At 50.7% G+C, this 23465-nt stretch carries 23 protein-coding genes; 19 read left to right on the plus strand and 4 right to left on the minus strand.

Annotation, left to right across the window (positions count from 1 at the left end; translation table 11 throughout):
- Nucleotides 1-51: 51 nt before the first annotated feature.
- The 14 genes from asd (at nucleotide 52) to Q0499_RS05055 (ending at nucleotide 16591) form a co-directional block, all read left to right on the plus strand.
- Nucleotides 52-1167, plus strand: a complete 1116-nt coding sequence (gene asd / locus Q0499_RS04990; protein ID WP_299196922.1) for an aspartate-semialdehyde dehydrogenase — start codon at nucleotides 52-54, stop codon at nucleotides 1165-1167.
- A 431-nt stretch (nucleotides 1168-1598) separates the two neighbouring features.
- Entirely contained in the window at nucleotides 1599-4226 is a 2628-nt protein-coding gene (locus Q0499_RS04995; RefSeq protein ID WP_299196923.1) for a FimV/HubP family polar landmark protein, read from the plus strand.
- Between the two features lie 59 nt (nucleotides 4227-4285).
- Nucleotides 4286-5248 carry a tRNA pseudouridine(38-40) synthase TruA gene (truA, locus tag Q0499_RS05000; protein ID WP_299196924.1) on the plus strand — a complete coding sequence of 321 codons (963 nt, stop codon included), beginning with the start codon at nucleotides 4286-4288 and terminating at the stop codon, nucleotides 5246-5248.
- 57 nt (nucleotides 5249-5305) lie between these two features.
- Nucleotides 5306-5926 (plus strand): phosphoribosylanthranilate isomerase, encoded by a 621-nt coding sequence (locus Q0499_RS05005; RefSeq protein WP_299196925.1) that lies wholly within the window; start codon nucleotides 5306-5308, stop codon nucleotides 5924-5926.
- A 25-nt stretch (nucleotides 5927-5951) separates the two neighbouring features.
- Entirely contained in the window at nucleotides 5952-7139 is a 1188-nt protein-coding gene (gene trpB / locus Q0499_RS05010) for a tryptophan synthase subunit beta (RefSeq protein ID WP_299196998.1), read from the plus strand.
- Between the two features lie 23 nt (nucleotides 7140-7162).
- Nucleotides 7163-7966, plus strand: a complete 804-nt coding sequence (gene trpA / locus Q0499_RS05015; protein ID WP_299196926.1) for a tryptophan synthase subunit alpha — start codon at nucleotides 7163-7165, stop codon at nucleotides 7964-7966.
- A 31-nt stretch (nucleotides 7967-7997) separates the two neighbouring features.
- The gene (gene accD / locus Q0499_RS05020) at nucleotides 7998-8900 is read left to right on the plus strand and encodes an acetyl-CoA carboxylase, carboxyltransferase subunit beta (RefSeq protein WP_299196927.1); all 903 of its coding nucleotides are present in this window, start codon (nucleotides 7998-8000) and stop codon (nucleotides 8898-8900) included.
- 65 nt (nucleotides 8901-8965) lie between these two features.
- Nucleotides 8966-10258 carry a bifunctional tetrahydrofolate synthase/dihydrofolate synthase gene (gene folC / locus Q0499_RS05025; RefSeq protein WP_299196928.1) on the plus strand — a complete coding sequence of 431 codons (1293 nt, stop codon included), beginning with the start codon at nucleotides 8966-8968 and terminating at the stop codon, nucleotides 10256-10258.
- Between the two features lie 2 nt (nucleotides 10259-10260).
- Nucleotides 10261-10812: an SPOR domain-containing protein gene (locus Q0499_RS05030; RefSeq protein ID WP_299196929.1), complete on the plus strand. Its 552-nt coding sequence runs from the start codon at nucleotides 10261-10263 to the stop codon at nucleotides 10810-10812.
- A gap of 69 nt (nucleotides 10813-10881) precedes the next feature.
- On the plus strand, nucleotides 10882-11391 hold the full coding sequence (locus tag Q0499_RS05035) for a CvpA family protein (protein ID WP_299196930.1): 510 nt from the start codon (nucleotides 10882-10884) through the stop codon (nucleotides 11389-11391).
- A gap of 54 nt (nucleotides 11392-11445) precedes the next feature.
- The gene (gene purF / locus Q0499_RS05040; RefSeq protein ID WP_299196931.1) at nucleotides 11446-12960 is read left to right on the plus strand and encodes an amidophosphoribosyltransferase; all 1515 of its coding nucleotides are present in this window, start codon (nucleotides 11446-11448) and stop codon (nucleotides 12958-12960) included.
- Nucleotides 12961-13005: 45 nt separating this feature from the next.
- Nucleotides 13006-14223, plus strand: coding sequence for an O-succinylhomoserine sulfhydrylase (locus Q0499_RS05045; protein WP_299196932.1), 1218 nt, complete (start codon nucleotides 13006-13008; stop codon nucleotides 14221-14223).
- A gap of 116 nt (nucleotides 14224-14339) precedes the next feature.
- Nucleotides 14340-15290, plus strand: a complete 951-nt coding sequence (locus Q0499_RS05050) for a tRNA-dihydrouridine synthase (RefSeq protein ID WP_299196933.1) — start codon at nucleotides 14340-14342, stop codon at nucleotides 15288-15290.
- A 569-nt stretch (nucleotides 15291-15859) separates the two neighbouring features.
- Nucleotides 15860-16591, plus strand: coding sequence for a hypothetical protein (locus Q0499_RS05055; protein ID WP_299196934.1), 732 nt, complete (start codon nucleotides 15860-15862; stop codon nucleotides 16589-16591).
- A 250-nt stretch (nucleotides 16592-16841) separates the two neighbouring features.
- Here the strand turns inward: Q0499_RS05055 and amrS are convergent, their stop codons facing one another.
- Complete coding sequence (amrS, locus tag Q0499_RS05060) at nucleotides 16842-17930, minus strand: AmmeMemoRadiSam system radical SAM enzyme (protein ID WP_299196935.1); 1089 nt, start codon at nucleotides 17928-17930, stop codon at nucleotides 16842-16844.
- Nucleotides 17931-17989: 59 nt separating this feature from the next.
- On the opposite strand from amrS, the gene amrB reads away from it, so the two are divergent.
- Genes amrB through Q0499_RS05075 form a run of 3 tightly spaced genes read left to right on the plus strand, consistent with a single transcriptional unit; the run spans nucleotide 17990 to nucleotide 19824 of the window.
- Entirely contained in the window at nucleotides 17990-18769 is a 780-nt protein-coding gene (gene amrB, locus Q0499_RS05065; protein ID WP_299196936.1) for an AmmeMemoRadiSam system protein B, read from the plus strand.
- A complete protein-coding gene (gene amrA / locus Q0499_RS05070) occupies nucleotides 18756-19346 on the plus strand; it encodes an AmmeMemoRadiSam system protein A (RefSeq protein WP_299196938.1) in 591 nt (196 codons plus the stop codon). Before amrB ends, amrA begins: the two co-directional genes overlap by 14 nt.
- On the plus strand, nucleotides 19327-19824 hold the full coding sequence (locus Q0499_RS05075; RefSeq protein WP_299196999.1) for an O-acetyl-ADP-ribose deacetylase: 498 nt from the start codon (nucleotides 19327-19329) through the stop codon (nucleotides 19822-19824). The genes amrA and Q0499_RS05075 overlap by 20 nt, the downstream gene beginning before the upstream one ends.
- A gap of 192 nt (nucleotides 19825-20016) precedes the next feature.
- Here Q0499_RS05075 and Q0499_RS05080 read toward each other — a convergent pair whose 3' ends face one another.
- The 3 genes from Q0499_RS05080 to Q0499_RS05090 all read right to left on the minus strand — a co-directional run bounded on the left by Q0499_RS05080 (nucleotide 20017) and on the right by Q0499_RS05090 (nucleotide 22031).
- On the minus strand, nucleotides 20017-20436 hold the full coding sequence (locus tag Q0499_RS05080; RefSeq protein ID WP_299196939.1) for an Hsp20 family protein: 420 nt from the start codon (nucleotides 20434-20436) through the stop codon (nucleotides 20017-20019).
- A gap of 167 nt (nucleotides 20437-20603) precedes the next feature.
- A complete protein-coding gene (locus Q0499_RS05085) occupies nucleotides 20604-21011 on the minus strand; it encodes a DUF2185 domain-containing protein (RefSeq protein WP_299196940.1) in 408 nt (135 codons plus the stop codon).
- A gap of 132 nt (nucleotides 21012-21143) precedes the next feature.
- Nucleotides 21144-22031, minus strand: a complete 888-nt coding sequence (locus Q0499_RS05090) for a helix-turn-helix domain-containing protein (protein ID WP_299196941.1) — start codon at nucleotides 22029-22031, stop codon at nucleotides 21144-21146.
- Between the two features lie 149 nt (nucleotides 22032-22180).
- Between Q0499_RS05090 and Q0499_RS05095 the strand changes: the two genes are divergently transcribed.
- Both Q0499_RS05095 and Q0499_RS05100 read left to right on the plus strand, forming a co-directional pair.
- Nucleotides 22181-22546 (plus strand): protocatechuate 3,4-dioxygenase, encoded by a 366-nt coding sequence (locus tag Q0499_RS05095; protein ID WP_299196942.1) that lies wholly within the window; start codon nucleotides 22181-22183, stop codon nucleotides 22544-22546.
- Nucleotides 22539-23378, plus strand: coding sequence for a class III extradiol dioxygenase family protein (locus Q0499_RS05100; RefSeq protein ID WP_299196943.1), 840 nt, complete (start codon nucleotides 22539-22541; stop codon nucleotides 23376-23378). The genes Q0499_RS05095 and Q0499_RS05100 overlap by 8 nt, the downstream gene beginning before the upstream one ends.
- Nucleotides 23379-23465 lie beyond the last annotated feature (87 nt).

Genomic DNA, 23465 nt, shown 5'->3' on the forward strand with positions numbered 1-23465 from the left:
TGTTTTTATTCTCAGGGATCTGTTAGCAGGTTCGAATTTTTGGTGGAACAGATGAAGCGTGTAGGTTTTGTAGGTTGGCGCGGAATGGTTGGTTCCGTGCTGATGCAGCGCATGATAGAAGAAGGTGATTTTGATCATATCGATGAGCCGGTCTTCTTTACAACGTCCCAGGCAGGTCAGCCAGGTCCGGATATCGGTAAAGATATTCCGACCCTGAAAGACGCAACATCCATTGATGAACTGAAACAGATGGATGCCATTATTTCCTGTCAGGGCGGCGACTACACGAAACAGGTTTATGGTGCTCTGCGTGCTGCAGGCTGGGATGGCTACTGGATCGATGCCGCATCTTCACTGCGGATGGAAGACGATGCCATCATCGTACTTGACCCGGTTAACATGAATGTCATCAAAGACGGACTGGCTAATGGCGTAAAAACCTATGTCGGCGGTAACTGTACAGTGTCTCTGATGCTGATGGGGCTGGGCGGTCTGTTCAGTGCGGGTCTGATCGAGTGGATGACCTCCATGACCTATCAGGCAGCATCCGGTGGCGGTGCACGTCATATGCGTGAACTGATCTCACAGATGGGCGTTATCAAAGAATCGGTAGCGGCTGATCTGGCGAACCCTGCCAGCGCAATTCTGGATATTGACCGTCAGGTGGCCGCGACTATTCGTTCTGGTGCGATGCCAACCGATAATTTTGGTGTGCCTCTGGCGGGCTCTCTGATCCCATGGATCGATACCCGTCTGGATAATGGTCAGAGTCGCGAAGAGTGGAAAGCCTATGCCGAAACCAACAAGATTCTGGGACTGAGCGCTAATCCGGTACCGATTGATGGTACCTGCGTGCGTATCGGTGCGATGCGCTGTCACAGTCAGGCATTCACTATCAAGCTGAAGCAGAATGTGCCGATGGATGAGATCGAATCCATGATCGCGGAGGCGAATGACTGGGTGAGTGTGGTGCCTAATGAACGTGATATTACCGCCCGTGATCTGACGCCTGCCAAAGTCACCGGTACGTTGAGTGTACCTGTGGGACGCCTGCGTAAGATGAACATTGGGGATGAATTCCTCAACGCCTTCAGCGTGGGTGATCAGTTGCTGTGGGGTGCGGCAGAGCCGTTACGCCGTATGCTGCGGATTCTGCTGCAGGGCTGATTCATCGAAACAGATATAACCGGCTGAAAAGGCCGGTTTTTTTGTATCTGCAGGTGTGATTCAGGTCAACGAAACCGATATAAATAGTTTTAAGTCGTGTTGTTAAGTACGGTCACCAACTTAGGTAGTGTCAGTTCAGTGGGTTGTTGATTTTGTGTTTAGGTTAAAATATTTTTTATGTTTTGCTTATAAGTCTATGAAATATATGATTTTATATTTTTAATTTTGAACATTTTAATGGTGTGTGACGATGTCGGTTCAGTGCAGGGCGGTTTTAAATACTGAAGTTTCGCTATTTATGGCCGATCTGGGTTGTTGATTAAACATGGGTTTTAATGAATACTTTGCCCAATAAAACTGGATACGTAACTTTCTGAATATTGACGACTTTTGTGATGTTCAGGACCAGGGGAAATTAAGGAAGCGAAAATATGCTGCGCAAATTAGCCCTAAGTTTGGCAATTGCAGGTGTCTTAGGAACCTCAAATGCAAATGCGCTTGGTCTCGGTGAAATTAGAATTACATCAGCGTTGAACGAGCCTCTGCAAGCTGAGATACAGCTTTTGCAGATGCGGTCAGTCGATCCGCAACAGATTCTTCCAAGAATGGCCAATGTCGATGAGTTTGCTCTGGCCGGGATAGAGAAGTTACGTTTCCTCTCTGATGTAAAATTTGAGGTGAAGCCGGGTGCTTCTGGTCGGGGTATTATTATCCTGACGTCATCGGCTCCCGTTAAAGAGCCGTTCCTCAACTTTCTGGTAGAGGTTAACTGGCCCAGCGGACGTCTTGTTCGTGAATACACTGTGCTGCTGGATCCCCCTATCTATGATCCGACACCTGCTCCGGTTGCTGTTCAGCCAGCACGTTCTTCTGCAGCGAGCGCACCTGCTTCTGTTGCGGTAAAGCCGATGGCGCCCCAGGCACCGGTTGATAATATCCGTACCCGCATGACCGACGGTCAGGTGTATGTTGATGTTAATGATACCCTTTGGGATATCGCCAAACGACATAAGCCTAGCAACACAGTCTCTGAAGCGCAGATGATGTTGGCGCTCCAGCGCAAAAATCCCGATGCTTTTCGCAATAACAACGTTAATCAGCTGAAAGCTGGCGTTGTTATGAGCCTGCCTTCGTTGGAAGAGGTTCAGGCGCTGAATCAAAAACAGGCAAATGAAGAGTTCTGGCGTCAAACGCAGATGTGGAAGCAGGGTGTAACCCCGGCTGCTCAGCCACAGCAGATGGATAATTCTGGCGGTGCAGAGGGTGCTGATAAAGCGGCGGCCACCGGAAAAAAGGGTGAAGAGGTTGCAGCCAAATCGGCGCAGGGGCAACTGAAGATAGTTTCCCCTGATGCCAAGACTGATACCAGCGCGGTATCAGACCAGGCGGCTGGCGCTGATATGAGTCAGGCAGACTCTGCTCTTCTGGAAAAAAATAAACAGCTTGAAACTGATCTGGCTTCAGCGCTTGAAAGTGTCGATCAGATTCAGCGTGAGAATGCAGAGCTGACCGGGCGGGTTGATGCGCTTGCGCAGCAGATGGAAACGCTACAGCGCATGCTGGAACTGAAAGATCAGCAGCTGGCGGATCTTCAGGCTGAGTTGGAAACAGCCAAGAAACAACCGATCGCAAGTCAGGTAGCGGCTGCACCTGAGCCGCAGGCGCAACCTAAAAGCTTGTTGGAAGAGTTTGGTCTTTATATTGGTGCCGCTGGTGGCGCTATCATAGCGTTCCTGCTGGCGCTATTGTTTATGCGTCGGGGCAAAAAAGAAGATTCATCCGAGGCTGTTGTGCCGGGTCAGACTATTGATGTCGATCAGCCGCAGGATAAAGACGCTACCGTTATTCCGGCAGTTGCTGCCGCTGCTGCAGTCGCCGCTGCAACTGAGTCCGATGAGTCGCTTGCTGAGGAAACTGATCTGGATGAGCTGGATCTTGATCTGGATATGGATCTCGATAAAGTTGAAGCCGCAGAGTCTCAGGATATTGATGAGCAGGAGTTTGATCTTGGGTTTGATGAAGACTTTGGTCAGACACCGGTTGCTGCAGCTTCGATGGAAGATGAAGATGAGGTTGATGATGCTCTCGATTCAATTCTGGGAGAGGGCGCAGCAGAGTCTTTTGACCTGGATGATCTGACAGCTCAGTCTGATCTGGGTGATCTTGGTGATCTGGGGCCTCTTCCTGAAGTGCCAGAGGAACCTGAGGAGCCAGAGGCTGATAGTATAGAAGACTTATTGGCTGGTGGAGACGTTGAGGAAGAAGCCGTTGATGATGATACAGATCTAGAGTTCGATATACAGCCGATGGCTGATGTCAGCGAAGACGCAGAGCCAGCAAATGAGCTTGAAGATGATCTGGATCTCGACTTCAGTCTTGATGTTGCAGATGCAGAGCTTGAAAATGTTGAGCTTGAGGATGCTGAGAGCGCTGATTTCGATGAGGGTGATTCGCTTGATTTGGTGATGGATGATTCTGTTGCTGATGAAGATGACGACTTTGCTGATCTTGATTCTCTGTTGGGTGAAGAAGAGAGCGCTTCAGATGCTGACGATGAGTCAGCGGACGCTGAGCTGGATGCGCTGCTTGCCGGTGTCGGTGATGCTGATGTTGAAGAGCTGAATGCTGCGGACAGTGATACTGATCTTGATCTTGATCTTGATGATGATCTGGATGCTGACCTTCAGGCGCTGCTGGATGGTGCTGATGATGAGGTTGTCCTGGATGAGGAAGAGTTTGCTGCACCTCAGGCCGATGATGAATCTCCTCTTGGCCATGATCTTGATGCTGAGCTGGATTCTGAGCTGGAAATGCTCTTAAGTGATGCGGGCAGTGATGAGCTTAGCCTCGATATGACGGATGATTCTGAGGATGATTCTTTAGATGGTTTGAACCTTCTTGAAGGTGCTGATGAGGTTGAGACTAAGCTTGATCTGGCGCGGGCCTACATCGATATGGAAGACTTGGATGGCGCCAAAGATATCCTCGAAGAGATCGTTAAAGAGGGTTCTGAAGCTCAGCGTTCTGAGGCGAACAGCCTGCTAAACACCATTAGCTAACACAACAGGCCAGGTGTATGCCTGGCCCGGTTCGATTAACTGCCGAGAAATGATTGAATATGCAGCGGGATAAAACCCAGTTTGAAAATCAGCAAAGGGCGACTTCGGTCGCCCTTTCTTATGATGTTGCCAGTGAAAGTTCTGGATCAGGTAGTTTCCACTCAGAGGGCTTGGATTCAGAAAGCTCTGAATCTCAGTCAGAAAATCCACAACGCGCAGCCGTCAGTCGCTATGCGCTCTGCGTAGAGTATGCTGGCGCAGCCTACCGTGGCTGGCAAACGCAGAAAGAGAAAGATGTCGCTTCGATACAGGAGACTGTCGAGCAGGCGCTCTCTGCAATAGCGAATGAACCGGTTAAGGTTATCTGCGCAGGGCGTACCGATGCCTGTGTCAGTGGCACTTATCAGATTATTCATTTTGACACCGCTACGCAGCGCCCCGACCGGGCCTGGGTGATGGGTACTAATACCAAACTTCCTGATGATATTGCAATTCGCTGGGCTAAACGGGTGGATGATAGTTTTCATGCCCGTTTTTCTGCGCTGGAACGACGTTATCGCTATCTGATCTACTCTGCACCGGTCAAGCCGGGGCTGCTGAGTCGGGGGGTCACCTGGACCCATAAAGAGATGGATATGTCACGGATGCAGGCGGCGGCAGACTATCTTCTCGGTGAACACGATTTTACCTCGTATCGGGCAATTGCCTGTCAGGCGAAAAGCCCGGTGCGTGAAGTCAGAGCGATGGATATCTATCGGGCGGGAGAGTTGATCGTTATCGATGTACGAGCTAATGCTTTTCTGCATCACATGATCCGCAATTTTGCCGGAGTATTAATGAAAATCGGTGCCGGGGAGGCTGAGCCTGTCTGGGCTAAAGAGGTGCTTGATGCCCGGGATCGCACTCAGGGGGGCGTGACTGCGCCGCCCTATGGTCTGTATTTTGTCGATGTTAAATATCCGGATCGGTTTGAGTTGCCAAAATCGGAGCTGGGGCCTTATTTCCTGATGCAAAACGGTTAACCTCAGGCCCTCCTATCTGTTACTATTGGGATCTTTCTAATTAGCCTGATCCAAGTGATGCGAACCCGCGTAAAAATCTGTGGAATTACCCGGCTGGGGGATGCGCTAGCAGCGATAGACGCCGGTGCTGATGCGCTGGGCTTTGTTTTTTATCCGCCCAGTCCCCGGTATGTTGAGCCTGCTGTAGCGGAGGTTATTATCAAACAATTGCCGCCCTTTGTGTCCACGGTGGCGTTGTTTGTCAATGAGTCTCCCGAACAGGTCAGGGCTGTTCTGGATCAGACGGGTATCGATCTGCTGCAGTTTCATGGTGATGAATCGCCGGAATACTGCAATCAGTTCAATCACCCATATTTCAAAGCTCTGCGAATGTCTCCGGACATTGATGTAGCGGCTGAAACTGAACGCTTTGTCGCTGCCCGTGCGATTCTGCTGGATGCGTATCGTCCAGGAGTCCCCGGTGGTACAGGTGAGGCGTTCGACTGGGACCGCATCCCAGCTGATATCGATGTCCCTCTGATTCTTGCGGGTGGCCTCGATCAGCACAATGTGGCACAGGCCATATGCCAGGTTAAACCCTATGCTGTTGATGTTAGCGGCGGGGTGGAAGCGGCTAAAGGCCTAAAAGATAGTTCAAAACTAATATCATTTATGAATGAGGTAGCTCGTGCTAACTAAAGAAGATCTCGCGATCGCAAAGCAGATGCCCGATGCAGGTGGTCATTTTGGCCAGTTTGGGGGCCGTTATGTGTCTGAAACCTTGATGGCTGCTCTCCAGCAGCTTGAACAGACCTACGAAAAGCTTTGGCGGGATCCACAGTTTCAGGCTGAGTTTGACTATGACCTTGCCCACTATGTAGGCCGGCCATCACCGTTGTACCACGCGGAACGCCTTTCCCGTGAGCTGGGCGGTGCACAAATCTACCTGAAACGTGAAGACCTGAACCATACAGGTGCTCACAAAGTGAATAACACCATTGGTCAGGCTTTGTTGGCTAAGTTCACCGGTAAACCCCGTGTTAGCGCAGAAACCGGCGCAGGTCAGCACGGTGTTGCGACGGCAACGGTTGCTGCCCGGCTGGGGCTTGAATGTACTGTCTATATGGGCGAAGAGGATATTCGTCGTCAGGCTCTCAACGTTTACCGGATGAAACTACTGGGCGCTGAAGTTGTCTCTGTTACATCGGGCACCCGCACTCTGAAGGATGCGATGAACGAAGCGATGCGTGACTGGGTTACCAATGTTGATAATACTTTTTACATCATTGGCACCGCGGCCGGTCCGCACCCGTACCCAAAACTGGTTCGTGACTTTCAGTCCATTATTGGTCGTGAAGCGCGTCAACAGTGTCTGGCGCAGACCGGTAAATTACCGGATGTGTTGCTTGCCTGTGTTGGCGGTGGTTCTAATGCTATCGGTCTGTTTCATCCATTCATCGAAGATGAGGGTGTACGCATGATCGGTGTGGAAGCGGGCGGTTATGGGATCGAAACCGGCCAGCATGCGGCACCTTTGAGTTCGCATTGCAAGCCGGGTGTCTTGCATGGCAACCGCACCAGCCTGATGTCCGATGAAGGTGGTCAGGTGATTGGGACTCACTCCGTTTCAGCCGGTCTGGACTATCCGGGCGTAGGACCTGAGCATTCTTACCTGCAAGAGATCGGCAGAGCAGAATATACCGCGATCAACGATGATGAAGCATTGCATGCATTCCGTCATCTGACGCTGACCGAGGGTATTATGCCAGCGCTGGAATCCAGTCATGCTGTGGCTGAAGCGATGAAGATTGCGCCAACGATGGGCAAAGATCAGATTATTCTGGTTAACCTGTCAGGACGGGGCGACAAGGATATCCATACCGTTGCAGAAATTGACGGTATTAACTTTTAAGCCCTGACTGAGTGAAGATTAAGATGAGTCGTATTACTGAGTGTTTTAATAATCTGAAAAGCCAGGGCCGCAAAGCGCTGATCCCCTATGTGACAGCCGGTGACCCTGAGCCTAAAGTAACCCTGCCACTGATGCATGCACTGGTCGAATCCGGTGCAGACATTATTGAACTGGGTATTCCGTTCTCTGACCCGATGGCCGATGGCCCGGTTATTCAGCTGGCCTGTGAACGTGCCTTACTGCACGGTACACGTTTGGTCGATGTGCTGGATATGGTGGCTGAGTTTCGCAAGACCAACCAGACCACCCCGGTCGTTTTAATGGGCTATCTGAACCCGATTGAAGTGATGGGCTATTCAGTGTTTGCAGATAAAGCCAAAGCGGCAGGACTGGATGGTGTTTTGACGGTTGATCTGCCACCGGAAGAAGCTAATGAATTTAACCGGCTGATGAAGGCCTCTGATATCGATGTGATCTACCTGCTTGCGCCAACCACTGAGGTCGAGCGGGTTAAGAAGATCTGTGCGGCAGGTAGCGGTTATGTCTACTACGTATCGGTAAAAGGGGTCACCGGGTCTGCCTCGCTGAATGTTGCTGAGGTAGCGGAAAAGCTGGAGATGATTCGCAAATATACAGATATGCCTGTTGGTGTGGGCTTTGGTATTCGTGATGATGCGTCAGCCCGGGCGATTTCCCAAGTGGCCGATGGTGTCATTGTCGGCAGTGTACTGGTTAATAAGATTGCCGAGCTTGCCGGCAATCAGGAACAGATTCCTGGCGCGGTTGCAGCGATTACTGCAAGCATGCGTCAGGCCATGGATAAATAAAGGCTGCCATTGGCAGAAGCTGGAGTGATTAATGAGTAACTGGCTGGATAAAATTGTTCCTTCCCTGGTTCGTTCCGAGAAGAAGCGAAATAATATCCCGGAAGGTCTTTGGAAGAAGTGTCCAAAGTGTGAGTCCGTGTTGTATCGTCCGGAGCTGGAAAAAAACCTGAATGTCTGCCCTAAATGTGATCATCACATGCGGCTGACGGCCCGGGTTCGTTTGAATTCGTTCCTTGATGAAGGTACCACGCGTGAAATCGGCGCTGAGGTAGAGCCGGTAGATCATCTGAAATTCCGTGATACCAAAAAGTATAAAGATCGTCTGATCGCTGCGCAGAAAGAGACCGGCGAGAAAGATGCCCTGATCGCTATGCGTGGTGAGGTCAAAGGTCTTGCTGTGGTGGCGGTTGCCTATGAATTTAAGTTTATGGGCGGCTCCATGGGTGCTGTTGTCGGTGAGCGCTTTGTGCGTGCGGCTAATATAGCGCTGGAAGAGCGTATTCCGATGATCTGCTTCTCTGCCAGTGGTGGCGCGCGGATGCAGGAAGCGTTGTTCTCGCTGATGCAGATGGCAAAAACCAGCGCTGCGCTGGAGCGTCTGAAGCAGGCGGGTGTTCCCTATATCTCTGTACTGACTGATCCGGTTTATGGTGGTGTTTCAGCGTCGCTGGCGATGTTGGGCGACCTGAACATCGGCGAGCCGGGTGCACTGGTTGGTTTTGCCGGGCCGCGGGTTATTGAGCAGACCGTACGTGAAAAGCTTCCGGAAGGGTTTCAGCGCAGCGAGTTTCTGCTTGAGCATGGTCAGATCGATATGATCATCTCCCGTGGCCAGCTACGTGATCGCCTCTCTTCGATGCTACGCATCATGCAGGGGTTGCCTAGTGTGTCTGATACAGCTCCTGAATCAGACTATGAAGCAGCCGTAGTCTGACCGAAGCTCTCTGATAAGGCCGCTGTAGTTTATTTAGCGGCCTTTTTATTGTCTGGAATAAACTGATGTCCGAAGCACGCTTTACTACCCTGCAGCAGTGGCTGGAATGGATTGAAAACAACCACCCGGTTGATCTGATAGAGCTGGGTCTTGATCGTGTGCGTATGGTTTACCAGCAGATGTCGCTGGACCTTAGCTGCAGTCGGACCGTCATTGTCGGTGGCACTAACGGTAAAGGTTCAACCGTTGCGATGCTTGATCAGGTGTTGCGCGATCAGGGAGTGACCGTTGGATGTTTTACCTCGCCTCATTTTCTGCGCTATAACGAACGGATTAAGCTTGCCGGTCAGCCGGTCGATGATGCGCATATTATTCGGGCATTTGCGGCGATAGAGCAGGCTCGCGGTGATGTTCGCCTGACCTACTTTGAATACAATACGCTGGCGGCATTGCATGTGTTTGCGGCCGAAAAGCCAGAGGTGATGCTACTTGAAGTGGGGTTGGGTGGTCGCCTTGATGCGATCAATATTGTTGATGCGGATATCTCCGTGGTTACTACAGTAGCAGTAGATCATATCGACTGGCTGGGTGATAACCGGGAGCAGATCGGTTATGAAAAGGCCGGTATCTATCGCGCCGGCCGTCCCGCTGTCTGTGGTGATCCGAATCCGCCGGAAACGTTAACCCGTTATGCTGATGAAATAGGTGCACGCTTATATCAGCGGGGCAGAGATTTTAACTGGCAGCAAACCGATAACAACAACTGGCTTTGGCAGGGAGAGCAGATGGATGGCGGCATTTTGACTGTCTCCGGTTTGCCTGAGTTGACCCTGCCAAAAGCGAATGCGGCAACGGTTATGCAGGTGCTGGGATTATTGGGCATGATGCCTGAACCTCAGCAGTTAAAAGAGAGTCTTTCGAAGGCTTCACTGACCGGTAGAATGCAGCAGATTCGCGTTGCTGATACCGATTATATCCTCGATGTTGCCCATAACCCTGAAGCGGCTGAATATCTTACGGGTCAGCTGCGTGAAAAACCTGCAGAGGGGCGTACGCTGATGGTGCTGGGGATGCTGGCCGATAAAGATATTGATCAGGTGTTGAGTCTGCTGCAGCCGGTGATTGATCAGTGGTATCTGGTTAGTCTTAAAGGTGCCCGCGGGCAATCGGCACAGGTGTTATCGGAAAAACTGACGAGCCTGGGTGTAGCCGTTACTCTCCAGACAGCTTGTGATACTGTTGCGGATGCGCTGGAAACTGTACAAAAAGAAGCGAGCAGGGGTGATCGGGTGATCGTTGCGGGCTCTTTCTTTACTGTGAGTGATGCATTAATTGCACTGAATATGGATGGTATATAACAGTGAATGACGGCTTTAAACAGCGTCTTGCCGGCGCGGCAATTCTGATTGTAGCGGCGGCAATTCTTCTGCCGATCTTTTTTGATGGTGCCGGATATCGGGAGCGCCAGTTAGAGAGTGCGATTCCTCCTCCGCCGGTTGAGCCTCAACTGGTGACCATAGCACCTGAAAATAAACCGCTGCCTGATACAACGACGCCTGCTGAGCCTGCAGAACCGGTTACGGTTGCTGTCATGCCGCAACAGGTTGCGGAAGCGGTCGCGAAGCAAAAGCCGCTTATCGAAGAGCGCGATGATCCGCCTGCGCTGGATCAGGAAGGCGTACCCGTCGCCTGGAGTCTGCAGCTGGCAAGCTTTAAGGATGAGGATAACGCTAAGGGGTTGCGAACAAAGCTGATTAAAGCGGGTTATAAGGTCTATATTCGCAAGACGGACGATCTGGTAAAAGTCTTTGTCGGTCCGGATATTCAGAAAACCCGCCTGACTGCTTTACAGGCCAGTATTCAGAAAGAGTTCGGTCTGGAAGGCATTATAGTCCGCTTCACGACGCGATAAACGTTGGGTTAAGCGGAGAGCTCTGGTAGAATTCTGCCCTTGATTCAGATCCTGAAGTAGATTCTTAGTATGCAACTAAACTGGGCCGATTGGGCAATTATCGGCATCATCACAATTTCCGGATTATACAGCCTGCGCGGCGGTTTTATGAAAGAGGCACTGTCGCTGGTTACCTGGGTGGCAGCGTTCATCGTCGCCCGACTGTTTGCCCCCTCATTGAGTACGCTGCTGGAAGACCTCCTGCAGACGCCTTCACTGCGCTTAGGTGCAGCCTTTATACTACTGTTTGTTGCCACTTTGATGGTGGGAGCCGTGATTAACAACCTTATCAATATGCTGGTTCAGGCAACCGGTCTGAGTAGTACTGACCGGATTCTGGGCATCGGTTTTGGCGTTGTCAGAGGCGGTCTGATTGTTATCGTTATTACTGCATTACTGGTGCGCTCACCGGTAATTGAAGATAGCTGGTGGGCCGAATCACAACTGATTCCGCACTTCCTGCTGATGGAATCCTGGACACGGGATACCGCTGCTGACATAGGCCAGATGATCTGGAATCTCAGCGGGCGGAATAGCTAAACGAATTTTTCATTTATACTTGCTGTAACTAACTAAATACCTGAGGTAGCCTTAATGTGCGGTATAGTTGGCATCGTAGCCAAATCTAATGTGAATCAGACGATTTTTGATGCATTGACAGTGCTACAGCACCGTGGCCAGGATGCCGCTGGTATGGTGACCTGTGAGGCAGACCGTTTCTTTATGCGTAAAGACAATGGGCTGGTGAACGAAGTCTTCCGTACCCGTCATATGAAACGTTTAATGGGCAACATGGGTATTGGCCATGTGCGTTATCCTACCGCAGGTAGCTCCAGTTCAGCTGAAGCGCAGCCATTTTATGTCAACGCGCCTTACGGTATTGCGCTGGCTCATAATGGTAACCTGACTAATACCGCAGAACTGCGTGAGCAGATGCGCAAAGAGAACCTGCGCCATATCAACACCACCTCAGACTCTGAAGTGCTGTTGAATATTATGGCACATGAGCTGCAGAAAATTGGCAAACTGGTTCCCGGCGCTGACGATATCTTTGCGGCCATTAAGTCGGTGCATAAGCGGGTTCGGGGTGGTTACGCGGTGGTTTCGGTGATTACCGGGTACGGCATTGTTGCATTTCGTGACCCTCACGGCATTCGCCCACTGGTGTATGGTAAGCGTGATACTGACGCAGGCACTGAATATATGGTGGCGTCTGAGTCGGTTGCTCTGGATATCTCCGGGTTTACCCTGATCCGTGATGTGGCGCCGGGTGAAGCGATCTTTATCACTCAGGATGGCGATGTTCACACCCTGCAGTGTGCTGAAAATCCTCAGTTGCACCCCTGCCTGTTTGAATATGTTTATCTGTCGCGTCCGGACTCCATTATTGACGAAGTGAACGTCTATAAGTCCCGTATGCGGATGGGGGTTAAGCTGGCTGAGAAGGTGATGCGTGAGCGTCCCGATCATGACATCGACGTTATTATTCCGATTCCTGATACCAGCCGTACCGCTGCCCTGGAGATGGCCCACCATCTGAACGTTAAGTTTCGCGAAGGCTTTATCAAAAACCGTTACATCGGTCGGACCTTTATCATGCCGGGTCAGACTCAGCGGACGAAGTCGGTGCGCCGTAAACTTAACCCGATTGAACTGGAGTTTAAAGGTCGGGTAGTGATGCTGGTCGATGACTCTATCGTGCGCGGAACGACTTCGCAGCAGATTGTGCAGATGGCGCGGGAGATGGGTGCGAAGAAAGTTTACTTTGCCTCTGCTGCGCCCGCTGTGCGTTTCCCGAATGTGTACGGTATCGATATGCCATCGGCGAATGAGTTGATTGCACACGGACGTACCGATGACGAAGTGGGTAAAGAGATCGGTGCAGACTGGATGTTGTATCAGGATCTGGATGATCTGAAAGACTGTCTGCTGGCGGGCAATAGTTCAGTGACCGGCTTTGATGCGTCTGTCTTTGATGGTAAATATATTACCGGTGACATCGATGAGGCTTATCTCAATCGCATCGATGCAGAACGTAACGATATTGCCAAAGGTGGCGAAAAGAAATCATCAACCAATCAGAATGCTGATCTGCACGCGACCATATAGCGGATTAGCAGGACTGTATTATTGAATTAATGGGAACTATGGCTGATGTCCAAGTCCAGCTTTGAGCGTCCGGAGCGGATCCAGTTTGAGGATGCTGACTATGAGTTCAGCACCCTGGCGATCCGTGCAGGACAGCACCGGAGTGATGAGGGAGAGCATAATGATGCGATCTATCCCACCTCCAGCTTTGTGTATTCCAGCGCCCGGGAAGCGGCTGCCCGCTTTGGTGGCGAGGAAGAGGGGAATATCTATTCCCGGTTTACCAATCCAACAGTCAATGCCTTTGAGCGCCGTATGGCCGCTCTGGAAGGCGCTGAGCGTGCGGTTGCCACCTCTTCAGGTATGGCGGCTATTCTCAGCACCTGTCTGTCGCTGCTGAAGCAGGGCGATCATGTGGTCTGTTCACGCAGTGTGTTCGGTTCTATCGTTTCACTGTTTGATAAGTACCTCAGCCGTACCGGTATCAGCGTCACCTACGTTGACCCGACAGATATCAACGCCTGGGTTGAGGCGGTAACACCCGCGACGCGGATGTTTTTTCTTGAAACCCCCTCCAACCCGCTGGCAGAACTGGGTGATATAGAAGCGGTCTCTAAACTGGCGCATGAACATGATGCACTGCTGGTGGTCGATAACTGTTTCTGCACTCCAGCATTGCAGCAGCCGCTGAAGCAGGGCGCGGACATCGTGGTTCACTCAGCAACCAAATACCTGGATGGTCAGGGGCGCTGTGTGGGTGGTGTGGTTGTCGGTCGCGACAAAGAGATGGAAGAGGTGTACGGCTTTATCCGTACCGGTGGTGCCTGCCTCAGCCCGTTTAATGCCTGGGTCTTTATGAAGGGGCTGGAAACACTCGAACTACGGATGATGGCTCACAGTGCCAGTGCACTGGCGATGGCTCTCTGGCTGCAACAGCAACCGGGTATCGACAAGGTTTACTACTCAGGTCTGGAAGAGCATCCACAGCACGGGCTGGCGAAAAAACAGCAGCGGGCATTTGGTGGCGTGCTGGCATTTGAAGTGAGCGGTGATAAAGCGGCTGCGTGGCGTTTTATCGATGCGACGCAGATGATCTCCATTACCGGAAACCTGGGTGATGTCAAAAGTACCATTACCCACCCGGGCACTACCACCCATGGACGGATGAGCGCCGAAGCCAAAGCTGAAGCGGGCATTAAAGACAATCTTATCCGACTGTCAGTGGGGCTTGAATCCCTGGACGATATTAAGTGCGATCTGCAGCGGGGTCTGGCTGCAATCTAAGCTGAGTCTGATGAAGATGCCCGCCCGATGCAGATCGGAGCGGGCATTTTATTTGTATTTGATTTCATAGAGTTATTGTCTCTAGTAAATGTTATTTATAGACTTTAAGGGTTAATTTGAAGATAGTTCTGGCACCGATGGAAGGGGTGGTTGATGCGCCCATGCGGGAGATCCTCACCCGTATTGGCGGGATCGATCAGTGCGTCACGGAGTTTGTCCGTGTCTCTGAACGGGTGTTGCCCGCCAAAGTCTTTCGCAAAATTTGTCCTGAGTTGTTTAACGACAGTTATACCAGCTCGGGTACCCCGGTGATCCTGCAACTGCTCGGCAGCGATCCGCAGGTTGTCGCGGGTAATGCCCGTAAGGCTGTGAGTATTGGTGCCAGAGGGATCGATCTCAACTTTGGTTGTCCGGCAAAAACGGTCAATAAAAGTAAAGGCGGTGCCATCCTGCTGAACGAGCCTGAACTGGTGCATAAGATAGTCTGGTGGGTACGCCAGGCGGTGCCTGACCATATTCCGGTGACAGCGAAAATGCGTTTAGGTTATCACGATAAGTCCCAGGCGCTTGAGAATGCGGCAGCGATTGCTGATGCCGGTGCCAATGGTCTGACGGTGCATGCCCGCACCAAAGAGGAAGGTTACCGGCCTCCGGCCCATTGGGAGTGGATCGCCCGTATCAGAGAGCATGTCACTATACCGGTGACAGCTAACGGAGAGGTGTGGAACTGGCAGGACTACCAGCGCTGTCGTGAGGTGAGCGGCTGTGATGATGTGATGATTGGGCGTGGCTTAGTTGCGGCACCTGATCTGGGTTTACGGATTAAAGCACTGCAACGGGGCGATGACCCGGACCACCTGAGCTGGCCTGAGATGCTGATTCTGCTACAACAGTTTCTCGAAATGGTGGAGCAACAGCTGGCACCTAAGTACGTCCACGGCCGGATCAAGCAGTGGTTGAAGATGATGTCACGTGAATACCCTGAAGCGATGCAGATGTTGCAACAGATGCGCACCCTGAAACAGGTCCCCGAAGTGCGGCAGTTTTTGCATCAGTATTCTTTATAAGAACTTTTCTTAAGAGCTTTTTATAAGAGCTTTTGATAAGTTGTCGAATCTCATTTAGCATTGAATATGCCGTGGCTAGATCGCGGCTTCGCCGCTGGCTAGTGGTTAGAACGTCGCTGCGCGACTGGCTAGAAAAAGATTAAAAGCCGTAGCTCGTTGTTCGAACGTCACAAAAGGCGTGACTTGCTTGTCGCTCGAAAGAGCAAAGAAAGAATCGTTAGAAGTATCATCAGTCCAGCTCTACCAAAAACAGTACGTAATTTGTATGTATAAACAGTATATTTTGTATATCGCAGAGGTTATGCTCGTTGAATCGTTAGAGAAGGCTCGTTTTGCTGCTTGATGAGTTAGCAAAACGTCTGAAAAACAAAGGGATAGGTTGAAACGCTGGCGGAATATTACGCCGGGCCCGGAATGCAACTGCGCATTCTCGTTTTTGTCTTAAGGGAGATCGCGGTGTCGGTTTTTTTCCTCTTTATTATCTGATAGTTACCTTTCCTTTAATAAATTCAGTTCGGCATGCATATGCGCCGGCGTAGTATTAAGATGTTATACACAAAGGAGAACCCATGCCTGACCCAAAGATTGATTCCTTTCCATCCGAAGTAGCAGAAAAACTTCAATACTATGTTTACCGGTTAATTGATCCTAGGAACGGAGAAACCTTTTATATCGGGAAAGGTAAGGGCAATCGTGTATTTGCTCATGCTCGCGGTGATATTGAGACTGATTCCCTGTCTGAAAAAATGACCCGAATCAGATCAATTCACATAGCGGGATTTGATGTTGCTCATGTTATTCACAGGCATGGATTGTCTGAAAAATCAGCTTTCGAGGTTGAAGCCGCTTTAATAGATGCTTATCCGGGGATAACCAATATTATGGATGGTCATGGGAATAGTGATTTTGGTGCTATGCATTCTTCCGAAATCATAAAGAAATATTCCGCAGAAACTGCAAAGTTTGAACACAAAGCTTTGCTTATCAGCGTTAATCGAAGCGCTCTGGATAGCTCACTTTATGAAGCCACTCGCTATGCTTGGCGTTTGAGCAAAAAGAAAGCGAATGAAGCAGAGGTTGTTTTAGCAACTGTACAAGGCTTAATTGTGGGCGCTTTCGTTGCGGATGAGTGGATAGAAGCAAATACAGCAAATTTTCCAGGAAGAGAGACGGTTGAAGGGCGCTACGGATTCAAAGGGCATGAAGCTCCAGTAGAGTTACAACAACAGTATGTAGGTAAGCGCACACCAGATGAATTTCGCAAAAAGGGTGCGTCTAATCCTATAAAGTATACATGGTAGGTTATTGTGTATAACAAGCAGCTACACACGGATATTTTGCTACGCTGGCGCTCCGCAAAATCCCGGTGAGCTGAGCGTTAATGCCCGCTTTGCATTATCGTGGCTACTGCTGTTTTTCTTTGCTTTTTCTAGCGAGTCGCGAAGCGACGTTCTAACCACTAGCCAGCGGCGAAGCCGCGATCTAGCCACTGCTTTCAAAGCGATCTAGCTACTGCTTTCGAAGCGATCTAGCCACTGCTTTCAAAGCGCTCTAACCACTGCTCTTAAAACGAACTACCTGCCGCTGTGCTCCCCAGCTCCCCGGTGTCGCCTCAAACTTTCCTGCCAGCGGTGTTTTGCAGTGATTGCAGCAACCGTGTTTATCAAGATTCCATTCGCCCAGCTGGTACTGGCAGCGCTCAATCAATAACTGGCCGCAGTGGCTGCAGTACGTTGAGCCGCTGTTGGTTGCGGCAACATTGCCGGTATACACATGTTTCAGCCCGCAGCTGAGTGCGATGCTGCGCGCTTTTTCAAGGGTTTGTAGTGGTGTGCGCTGCCTGTCCTGCATTTTGTAGTCAGGATGGAAGGCGGTAAAGTGCAGAGGCACCCAGGGGCCCAGTTTTTCGTATATCCACTCACACATTGCTTGCAGTTCAGCGGCATCATCATTCTCACCGGGAATGATCAGGTTGGTAATCTCGACCCAGCAGTCGGTCTGATGTACCAGGTAGATGAGGGTGTCCAGTACCGGTTGCAGATGGCCGCCACAGAGTTTGTGATAGAAGCGTTCACTGAAGCCTTTCAGATCGATATTCGCCGCATCCATATAGCGGAAAAATTCAGCTCTGGGATCGGGCAGGATAAAGCCCGCCGAGACCGCGACAGAGTGGATGTTCTGTTCCCGGCAGGCCTGGGCGACGTCAACTGCATACTCCATAAAAATGACTGGGTCGTTGTAGGTGTAAGCGATTGAGCGGCAGCCTGTTTTGACGCAGGCATCGGCGAGCATCTGTGGGCTTGCCTGGCTGGCGAGGGTGTCCATCTGCCGGGATTTGCTCATATCCCAGTTCTGGCAAAACTTACAGCTCAGATTGCATCCCGCGGTGCCGAATGACAGCACCGGGGTGCCGGGCAGAAAGTGATTGAGTGGTTTTTTTTCAATCGGATCGATGCAGAAACCACTGGAGCGTCCGTAACTGTACAGTACAATTTCGCCCGCTTCGCACCCCCGGACATAACAGAGTCCGCGCTGGCCCTCTTGCAGTTTGCACTGGTGTGGACAAATATCACACTGGGTTCGCCCATCTTCAGAACGATGCCAGTAATGGGTTGGATGGTGGGGATTGACTGATTGCATTGGGGCGGATGACCTATACTGAGCGTATGAGTACGTTTGCTATCTAAGGATCAGTGTATATGAGAATTAAGCAGTCTGCTGTCGCCGGTATGTTCTACCCGGATAATCCTGACGAACTTGCGCTGATGGTCAGTCAGTTATTGGCAGATAACCCGCAGCAGGGTTGCAGGCCGGTGGCTATTCAGGTGCCCCATGCGGGCCTGATCTATTCGGGAGGGATTGCCGCAAAAGCCTATAACCGCATCCGCCCCTATCTCAAAGAGATCCGCCGGGTTGTGCTGTTGGGGCCTGCGCATCGGGTGCCGTTGCGGGGGATGGCGGTGATCGGGGCTGAGATGTGGCAAACTCCGCTGGGGCCACTTCAGATCGATCGTGAGCTCGGGGCTAAGCTGGTTGATGACGGGCTGGCGGTAGTCAACGATACTGCGCATGCGCAGGAGCATTGTCTGGAGATACAGCTGCCTTTTTTACAGCTGTTGGATGGTGCATTGAAGGTGTTACCGGTGCTGGTGGGGCAAACGCCATCAGAGGATGTTGCTGCACTGATCAGCCGTGTGCTGCGGGAGCCGCACACGCTGCTGGTGATCAGTAGCGACCTGAGTCATTTTCACCCTTACGCAGAAGCACAGCAGATCGACCGGGCAACGTTGCAGCAGATTAGCCACCTTGCGACCGATATCAAGCCGCAACAAGCCTGCGGCTGTAATGCCCTGAACGGTATGTTGACCTATGCAGCAGAACACCGACTGGAGGCAGAGCTTCTGGGTTACTGTAATTCCGGGGATACCGCCGGTGATCAAAGCCGGGTAGTGGGGTATTCGTCCTATGCATTCTATTGAGCGTTACAGCGCGACTGAACAACAGTTGTTGCTTCATCTTGCCCGCGACACGGTTGCCCGTGGGCTGGCGGGCCAGGAGCCTCAACGCCCCTCAGCCGAGAATATTCCTGCGTGGCTGGAGAAGTCGCGAGCCTGCTTTGTTACCCTGAAGCTCGACGGGCGGTTGCGTGGCTGTATTGGCAATCTGGAAGCGAACAGTTCGTTGGTTGATGCGGTATTGCGCAACAGTTATCTGGCCGCATTCCGGGATCAGCGTTTTGATCCGGTGTCTGCAGCTGAGTTGGCAAAGCTGCAGTATGAGATCTCGGTGCTGACGCCAATGGTGCCCTTGCCAGTCAGTAGTGAAGCTGATCTGCTGGCTAAGATCCGGCCGGGTATTGATGGTTTGTTGTTCGAAGCTGAAGGGCACCGCTCTACCTTTCTGCCGTCGGTGTGGGAGCAGTTAAATCAGCCAAAGAATTTTCTGAATCAGTTACGACAAAAGGCTGGGCTTGCGGCGGATTACTGGAGCGATGATGTAAAGTGCTGGATCTATCAGGCGATTAAAATTGGGGAAGATGAGAGTGATTCGGGTTGAGGTAACGGACATTACGACGCTGAATGTTGACGCGATCGTTAATGCCGCCAACAGTTTATTGCTGGGTGGCGGCGGTGTTGATGGCGCGATTCATCGTGCGGCTGGTCCCGGGTTGCTGGCTGAATGTCGGACTATCGATGGTTGTCCTACCGGTGAGGCCCGTATTACCCGGGGCTATGAGTTACCCGCGAAGTATGTGATTCATACGGTAGGTCCGATCTGGCAAGGGGGAGGCAGAGGAGAGTCCCGGTTGTTGGAATCCTGCTATCTTAATAGTTTAAAGCTGTGTCCGGCTTATCAGATTAAACGTATTGCTTTCCCTGCCATCAGTTGCGGAATCTACGGATATCCCAAAGCTGAGGCGGTCGCAATTGCAACCAGCGCGGTATCGGCGGCTTATAAAACGTTTGGTTTGGAAGAGGTTATCTTTTGCTGTTTTGATCAGGAGATGGCCGGGCTTTATATACAGGCTATATAAACAAGCTCTATAAACAGGCTTTATCAACAAGCGCTGGCATCGGGCGGTTAGTTACCTATCTTAGCAGAGAGTAGAACAGAGAGTAGAGCTGAGAGTAAAACAGAGAATAGCGGCATAAATTAAAACAGGGAGCTTCAGGCTCCCTGTTATCTGATGGCTATTGAGCTAACGAACTGTCGGGTTAACGACGAATCAGTTGATGTCGATAGCGCGGGGCTTCATCGCTTCTGGGATCTCCTGAACAAGATCGACATGCAGCAAGCCATTTTCCATCGATGCCTCGGTCACCCGGACATGGTCAGCCAGCTGGAATTTGCGCTCAAAACCACGAGCGGCGATCCCCTGGTGCAGATACTGGCGCTCAGTTTCATCGGCATTTTTGCTGCCGGTCACCGTCAGCATACCGTGCTCAGTGTTGATAGAGACTTCAGACTTTTCAAAACCCGCAATTGCCATCGTGATGCGGTAAGCATGCTCGCTGATCAGCTCAATATTGTAAGGTGGGTAGCCGTTCTGGGTTTGTTCGTTGCGGGTGGCGTTGTCGATCATGGATGCCAGACGATCAAAGCCGATAGCGGAACGGTAGAGTGGAGCAAGGTCAAATTGACGCATAATAATATCCTCATAGAGCAATATGTTTTCAGTTGCCTATCACAATGATCAGGCCGTTAACGGACCTCTTCTGAGCCTCCGTTAATACACTTTATAAGGACAAAAAAAAGCCTTTCAAGGGAAAGGCTTCAATTTTTTTGGCTGTTTTATAACCACTTTTTTTGTGATTAGTGTTTAAACTCATCAATATCGTTGGTGATTTCGACTTCCACCCGGTCTGCCGGAATCTTAAAGTCATATACCCGCTGCCATCCTTCAGACTCTGGAGTACGCTCCCATACGGTACCGGCGTTGTACTCCACCAGTTCGGTAAGGGATGGGTCCAGCATGGTCATCTTTTCGACGGCTACCGGAATCAGGTTGGTTACCTCATCTTCGAGGAACTCAGGGGTCTCATAGCCGGTAAACATCCGCCAGCCGGTGTCATTCAGATGGGCAGGCACGGTTTTGTACATAAAGCGTACCGGTAGCTTTTCATCGAAGACCAGCCTTGAGACAAGCGCCAGAAAGCCATTTTTCGTTTGGGCAGTTTCATCTTCTTTGCTTAAAGGCTTATCGATATCGTCGAGACTCATAACAGCTCCGGTTTTATGTGTTTTTACGAAGGCGGTATTCTACGCATTTTTGGGGCTAAAGTTTAGCGAGAAATAGCCCTTTAGTGATGGATGACAACCCAGCCAAACAGGGAGGGTATAAACATCGTCTTCTTAATCTTGCATTTTTGATTGTCGGAACTGTTTCGGTGTCACGCCGCACAGCCGTTTAAAAAAACGGCTGAAATAGGCAGGGTCTGAAAACCCCAACAAGTGTGAAATGTCTGCAGCGGACTTACCTGTAAATATTAAGTTGCGCTGGGCTTCGGTGAGGACGCGCTGGTGAATCAGGCTGAGAGCGGTTTGTTGTCTCAGCTTTTTACATATCTCATTAAGATGGGCTGCTGTGACCCCCACGTTATTCGCGTACCAGTCAACGCTGTGCTCCTGGTCGAAATGGCTTTCTAGCAGATCAGTAAATCTTTTTAGTCTTTGTTCTGAGCGGCTTTCGGGTTGTCCTTCTGCTTCGCTCATGAGTGCATGTTTTCGGGTAATCCAGATTCCCAGAGAGAGTACCCGGTTTTCCATCAACAGGTGGCGGTAGATCTCCTTTCCTGAGCACTCTTCGTTAAGAGAGGAGAGTAGATCATTCAGGTAGTTCTGGTCGGTTCCTGTTGAATAGGTGGTTGCCGTACCGTGGGTCCATGAGGGGTCATCAAGCACTTTTTCCAGTTGTTTTAGCAGGGGGCGGGCGACCGCCAGTACATAGCCGTTGGAGCCGGATTCCCAGCGGAATGTGTGAACACACTGCTCGGGAATGACCAGCAGGTCACCTGCGCTTATCAACAGCGAACGATTATCAACCTGGGCGGAACCCTGTCCTTCGAGGACAAAGAACATCTGCATCAGGTCCCGGTGTCTGTGGGGCTTTATCTGCCAGTCATACAAGGCGCTTCGCAGACTTAACTGTTCACAGTGAACCATATCCTCTAACGGCCAGGCCGTGGATTCGCCATAGAAGTCGGTAATAGGAATAGGGTGGTGAGAGTTGTTATTTGTCATTCTGAAATTGGCTAATCCATGATTTGTACAATAATAAAGCATGAAATTTGCATTTTATCCATAGTTAATGTGCGTAATATACAACTTGTAGAAAGCGCTAATATTTTGATACTAGGGTTTTGGTAGTCCCGCAACTCAATGGAGTCACTATGACTATAAAAAAAATGCGTGCTATTCCAGGCACTACTTTCTTCGATGGGCCGATGTCCACGAAGGGCTATCCCGTGAATAAAATGTTCTTCTCCTTTAATTCTAAGGAGGGCCGTGATGCCTTTGTCGCCGATGAAGAGGCTTACATGGAGAAATTTAAGCTGAATGAAGCTCAGAAGCAGTGCGTGCGTGATCGAGACGTTCTGGGGTTGATTCGTGAGGGCGGTAGTATTTATTACCTCGCTAAAATCGGACCGATTCTGGGTCTGAATGTACAGGATTTCGGTGGTTTACAGACTGGACAAACCACAGAAGAGTTTCAAGCATATCTGGACAGTCAGGGGATAGGTAAAAACAATGGCTAAAATAGTAGGCGGTATCGGTTCATCACATATTCCAGCCATTGGCGTTGCAATGGATAAAGGCCTGGAAGACACCCCATATTGGCGCGACTTCTTTCAGAGCTATGTGCCTCTGAGAAAGTGGTTTAACGAAGTTGATCCAGACATTCTGATTATTTTTTATAACGATCATGGTCTGGAGATGTTTCTGGATAAGAAACCTACCTTTGCCGTGGGTACGGCTGCCGAGTATGAGAATGCCGATGAAGGCTGGGGTATTAATCCTATTCCTCCCGTACGGGGCGAGACTGAGTTGTCCTGGCACATTGTGAATGAGCTGGTTGAGAACGATTTCGATCCGACTGTTTGTCAGGAGATCAAAGTCGATCACGGTCTGACTGTGCCGCTGACCCTGATGTACCCGGGCAAGGATTACGCTAAGGTTAAGGTTATTCCGATCTGCATCAACTGTGAACGTCACCCGATGCCTAAGCTCTCGCGCAGCTATGCATTTGGTCAGCAGATTGGCCGTGCGGTTGAATCATTTGGTGGCGATCAGAAGGTTGTTGTCATGGGTACCGGTGGTCTGTCGCATCAGCTGGATGGCGAGCGGGCAGGTATCATCAATACCGACTTCGACATCGAGTGTCTGGATAAGATGGTATCTGATCCTGAGGCACTGACTAAATACAGTCTGGAAGATATTGTTGAACTGGCCGGTGGTCAGGGCGTTGAGCTGAATATGTGGATGGCTATGCGTGGCTGTCTGACCGGTAAAGTTACCGAGGGCTACCGTAACCTGATCGCGCCGATCTCCAATACGGCTGCGGGTATTCAGTTACTGATCAACGATTAAATCTATCGTTTTCAGGTAACCTGAAATAAAAAAGCCCTGATCTCGTGTCAGGGCTTTTTTGTTTTAAATTTAGAGCTTTGAATTTAT

The organism is uncultured Amphritea sp. (genome assembly GCF_937127095.1).
In the GTDB taxonomy this organism is placed as follows: Bacteria; Pseudomonadota; Gammaproteobacteria; order Pseudomonadales; family Balneatricaceae; genus Amphritea.

Bases quoted from the DNA above. Each gene is read 5' to 3' on its own strand.
- asd (WP_299196922.1), top strand. From the start codon at position 52: ATGAAGCGTGTAGGTTTTGTAGGTTGGCGCGGAATGGTTGGTTCCGTG.
- Q0499_RS04995 (WP_299196923.1), top strand. From the start codon at position 1,599: ATGCTGCGCAAATTAGCCCTAAGTTTGGCAATTGCAGGTGTCTTAGGA.
- truA (WP_299196924.1), top strand. From the start codon at position 4,286: ATGCAGCGGGATAAAACCCAGTTTGAAAATCAGCAAAGGGCGACTTCG.
- Q0499_RS05005 (WP_299196925.1), top strand. From the start codon at position 5,306: ATGCGAACCCGCGTAAAAATCTGTGGAATTACCCGGCTGGGGGATGCG.
- trpB (WP_299196998.1), top strand. From the start codon at position 5,952: ATGCCCGATGCAGGTGGTCATTTTGGCCAGTTTGGGGGCCGTTATGTG.
- trpA (WP_299196926.1), top strand. From the start codon at position 7,163: ATGAGTCGTATTACTGAGTGTTTTAATAATCTGAAAAGCCAGGGCCGC.
- accD (WP_299196927.1), top strand. From the start codon at position 7,998: ATGAGTAACTGGCTGGATAAAATTGTTCCTTCCCTGGTTCGTTCCGAG.
- folC (WP_299196928.1), top strand. From the start codon at position 8,966: ATGTCCGAAGCACGCTTTACTACCCTGCAGCAGTGGCTGGAATGGATT.
- Q0499_RS05035 (WP_299196930.1), top strand. From the start codon at position 10,882: ATGCAACTAAACTGGGCCGATTGGGCAATTATCGGCATCATCACAATT.
- purF (WP_299196931.1), top strand. From the start codon at position 11,446: ATGTGCGGTATAGTTGGCATCGTAGCCAAATCTAATGTGAATCAGACG.
- Q0499_RS05045 (WP_299196932.1), top strand. From the start codon at position 13,006: ATGTCCAAGTCCAGCTTTGAGCGTCCGGAGCGGATCCAGTTTGAGGAT.
- Q0499_RS05055 (WP_299196934.1), top strand. From the start codon at position 15,860: ATGCCTGACCCAAAGATTGATTCCTTTCCATCCGAAGTAGCAGAAAAA.
- amrS (WP_299196935.1), bottom strand. From the start codon at position 17,930: ATGCAATCAGTCAATCCCCACCATCCAACCCATTACTGGCATCGTTCT.
- amrB (WP_299196936.1), top strand. From the start codon at position 17,990: ATGAGAATTAAGCAGTCTGCTGTCGCCGGTATGTTCTACCCGGATAAT.
- amrA (WP_299196938.1), top strand. From the start codon at position 18,756: ATGCATTCTATTGAGCGTTACAGCGCGACTGAACAACAGTTGTTGCTT.
- Q0499_RS05075 (WP_299196999.1), top strand. From the start codon at position 19,327: ATGAGAGTGATTCGGGTTGAGGTAACGGACATTACGACGCTGAATGTT.
- Q0499_RS05080 (WP_299196939.1), bottom strand. From the start codon at position 20,436: ATGCGTCAATTTGACCTTGCTCCACTCTACCGTTCCGCTATCGGCTTT.
- Q0499_RS05085 (WP_299196940.1), bottom strand. From the start codon at position 21,011: ATGAGTCTCGACGATATCGATAAGCCTTTAAGCAAAGAAGATGAAACT.
- Q0499_RS05090 (WP_299196941.1), bottom strand. From the start codon at position 22,031: ATGACAAATAACAACTCTCACCACCCTATTCCTATTACCGACTTCTAT.
- Q0499_RS05095 (WP_299196942.1), top strand. From the start codon at position 22,181: ATGACTATAAAAAAAATGCGTGCTATTCCAGGCACTACTTTCTTCGAT.
- Q0499_RS05100 (WP_299196943.1), top strand. From the start codon at position 22,539: ATGGCTAAAATAGTAGGCGGTATCGGTTCATCACATATTCCAGCCATT.